This window comes from Rhodoferax sp. RT5P35 (genome assembly GCF_056521385.1).
In genome coordinates this window covers 1-1,188 of sequence record NZ_JBWMAX010000234.1, presented here as the reverse complement: position 1 = coordinate 1,188, position 1,188 = coordinate 1, and the positions used below count along the sequence as shown (strand labels likewise).

Annotated in this window: 1 protein-coding gene; it reads right to left on the bottom strand. The window is 64.3% G+C overall.

Features of this window, described 5'->3' with window-relative positions; translation table 11 throughout:
- On the bottom strand, positions 1-1,188 hold a 1,188-nt coding region (locus AC097L_RS25265), incomplete at both ends, for a hypothetical protein (protein ID WP_479589456.1).

Sequence of the window (1,188 nt, the reverse complement as noted above, 5' to 3'; positions counted from 1 at the left end):
GGCCTGCCGTGGCCAGGATGGAGAGCGACTTGGACAAGCGGTAACCCACTGACGCGTTGCCCTGCACCACCAAACCACCGCCCACCGCCAGCCCGCCGCCGCCCGCCGCGCCAACCAGGGCTTCGCCTTCCACAAACCAGCGCTCGGACAAGGGCCACTGCGCACCGGCACCAATTTGGCCGGTCATGTAGGCCCCCGCGTCACCCGCATAGGCGGCCAGGCCCTGGCCTGTGACAAACCAGTTGGGGGAAACGAAGTAGTCAAGCTGCACACCGAGGTTGCTGACCGAGTCGTCAATGGAGCGGTTGCGCCACTGGGGCGATGCTTTGAAATAGGTCTGGTTCGCCACCCTCACCCGCAGGTTTTGGGCATCAAAACCCTGCAAGGCGCTCCAGGCCACGGTGTCTGAGGACACGTCAGGCAAGCCAAACAGGTAGTCCAGTTTGAGGCCCACGCTTTGGGCCCTGAAGCTGCGGGACGGCGCACGCACTTCACCCAGGGACAGTTCCAGCGCCATGCGCCGGGTGATTTTTTGTTGCAGGGCAATGCCGGCATCCAGCAGCAAGCCGCCACCGGTGTCCACACCACCCCCGCCCGCCGGGCCTGCTGCGGCGTGAAATTTGACGGCCGTGCTGCTGGTAAGCGGCAGGCGGTAGCCCCCGCCTGCCAGAATTTGCATGTAGCCGTTGCTCTGGCCGCCCATGGCGCCTTCGGACTCCAGCTTCAGGAACCAGCGGTCGTCCACATAGGACAACCACTCTACCCCCAGCAAGGCCATGCTGGGGTGTTGGGGTGTGCCGTCGTCACGCACCACCGAGGATGGGATTTTGTAGCTTCGCGCCACCATTGAAAACTCGTTGACACCGGGCTTCACAAGCCGCATGCCCGTGCTGCTGCCGGTTGCTGCAGGGGCTTGCCAACCCGAACTGAGCAGGCTGTAAAAAGGGTACTCATATTGCAGGTAGGGCTGCGTGCTGCCAATCACCCCGGAGGGGAATTTGACGTGGCTCAGGCCAAAGCCCAGGTTGCCGTAACCCGCGGTCTCGTAGGTCAGGCCAACGTCGCCACGCAACATCAGGCCGCCACCCGACAGCGTGTAGCCACCGCGCCCGCCCCCGGCACCCACAAACAAACCGGCATGGCCCACCCACGAGGGGCTGAACCGCTGGCGCATTTCACCCGAAACGC